A 2,650-nucleotide genomic window follows, 5' to 3' on the forward strand; every position below is an offset into this window, starting at 1 on the left:
AAAAGAAGAGACTTGGTATCAAAGGCTTTTTAAAAAGTTCTGGGGTCCTATTCCTTGGATGATTGAAATTGCAGCAGTTCTCTCAGCAATAGCACATAGATGGGAGGATTTTTCCGTTATTATGCTTATGCTTTTAGTAAATGCCTTTGTAGATTTTTATCAGGAATCAAAAGCTTTGAGTGCTATTTCCGTCCTAAAGAAAAAGCTAGCACGCAAGGCACTTGTACTGCGTGAGGGCGAGTGGAAAAATATAGACGCTAAAGAAGTCGTTCCTGATGATATTATTAAGATAAAAATTGGTGATGTCGTCTCTGCTGATTGTATTCTTCTTGGTGGAGGAGACTTTTTGCAAGTCGATCAATCTGCACTGACAGGTGAATCTCTTCCTGTCAATAAACAAAAAGGTGAAACACTCTATGCAAATGCCATCATCAAACAGGGTGAGATGATAGCAAAAGTAACGGCTACAGCACTTAACACCTACTTTGGAAAAACGGTGGGTCTTGTTGCAAAAGCAGAAAAAGAGGAGAGTGGACACTTTCAAAAAATGGTTATAAAAGTTGGAGATTTCCTTATTTTTATGACAATTTTTCTTATTGGAATTATTATTTGGCATGGTGTTGCAAGACATGAACCACTTTTAGATTTGCTAATTTTTGCACTTATTTTGACTATTTCTGCCATTCCAGTTGCAATGCCTGCAGTTTTAACCGTTACTATGGCTTTAGGAGCTAGAGTATTAGCATCGAAAGAGGCTATTGTCACCAAACTCTCTGCCATTGAAGAAGCAGCTGGCATGGATATACTCTGTTCAGACAAAACAGGAACGCTCACTCAAAATAAAATGAGTCTCGCCGACCCTTATCTCTCTAGCAATTATACTGAAGATCAGCTTCTTTTATATGCTGCGTTTGCAAGTAAAAAAGAGAATGAAGACCCAATAGAAAAACCTATATTTGATTATTTGGATGCACACAAACTTAGTAGCAAACTTATAGCGAAAAAGATGAAAAAATTTGTACCTTTTGATCCTGTAAGTAAGAAAACTGAAGGTATTTTTACTGACAATATGATTTATACCAAAGGTGCTCCTCAAGTTATTATTGAACTCTGTGATGAAAAGGAGTTTGATAAAAAAGAGGCATACAAAGAGGTAGATGCTTTTGCACAAAAAGGTTTTAGAGCATTAGGTGTCGGATATAAAAAAGAAGATGAGGACAAGTACCATTTTGTAGGACTCGTTCCTCTCTTTGACCCCCCTCGTGAAGACTCAAAACAAGCAATAGCTGAATCAAATGCGAAAGGTGTTGCGGTCAAGATGGTTACGGGTGATAATATCGCCGTGGCAAAATACATTTCTGGCATCTTAGAGATAGGTCAAGATATAGAAGACATTAAAGAGCTCAAAGGGCAAAGTACGCAAGAGTATGTTTTTCTCTCAGAACTTATCTCTCGTTCTATCTTAAAAACAGTGCAAACTGGCATTGATGAAGAGACTCTCAATAAAGAAGTAACGGCAATTGTAAATAATGTACAAAAAGAGCTAAATTCACAGCCTCTTCCTGCGGGAAGCGTCAAACAACATGAGTCTGAAATAGTACAAATCATAGAAAAAGCAAATGGATTTGCACAGGTATTTCCAGAAGACAAATACTTTATAGTAGATAAACTCCAAAAAGCAAATCATATTGTCGGTATGACGGGTGATGGTGTAAATGATGCACCTGCACTAAAAAAAGCGGACTGTGGTATTGCAGTAAGTGGTGCAACTGATGCAGCACGCGCGGCAGCTGACATAGTACTGATGGCTCCGGGTCTTCGCGTTATTGTCGATGCCATAGAGCAAGCTCGTATAGTGTTTGAGAGAATGAAAAGTTATGTGGTCTATAGAATTGCAGAAAGTGTTCGTATTTTAATATTTATGACACTCTCTATTGTCGTTTTTGACTTTTATCCTATTACTGCTATTATGATTATTCTTTTAGCACTACTCAACGACATCCCTATTATGACAATTGCCTATGACAATACAAAAGTGGAATCAAAGCCTGTACGCTGGAATATGAAAAGTGTATTTGTACTCTCCACATGGCTTGGTGTTGCTGGGGTGCTAAGTTCTTTTACTATTTTTTATATAGTTATGATTTACTTAAAATCACATCCTGATTCTGCAATGTTTTTACCAGAAATACCATCATGGGTCAATATGAAAGATGACAAATCTTTTCTTGGATTTGTACAGACACTTTTCTTTGTAAAACTTATTATCGCAGGACACTATACAATTTTTAATACTCGTATAGCAGATTGGTTCTTTAAAAAACCATACCCATCATGGCCACTTGTAACGGCTTCACTCTTTACTGCACTTCTTGGAACTGCTATAGGTCTTTACAGTTTTGGTCTTATTCCTCGCATTAACTGGCAATGGGCACTCTTTTTATGGGGCTATGTAACAACATGGTTTGTCTTTAATGATGTAGTAAAAATGGGTGTTATTAAATACTATAAAAAACGATATGGCGAAGAGGCACTATAGATGAAAAAAAATAAAAGAGAAACAGAGCTTCCATGGGAGCATCCAAAATTAGAAGATGAAGATCCAAAATCACTTGAGCTTGTAAAAGAGATTATGAAAAGTCCTACTTAT

At 36.9% G+C, this 2,650-nt stretch carries 1 protein-coding gene; it reads left to right on the top strand.

Annotated features, from left to right (window positions below; all coding sequences use genetic code 11):
* Positions 1–2,539: plasma-membrane proton-efflux P-type ATPase (locus MVY38_RS07320; protein WP_297484800.1), on the top strand; the 2,539-nt coding region annotated here is incomplete at its 5' end.
* Positions 2,540–2,650: the final 111 nt, after the last annotated feature.

The sequence above is a fragment of the Sulfurimonas sp. genome (assembly GCF_027056685.1).
In the GTDB taxonomy this organism is placed as follows: Bacteria; Campylobacterota; Campylobacteria; order Campylobacterales; family Sulfurimonadaceae; genus Sulfurimonas.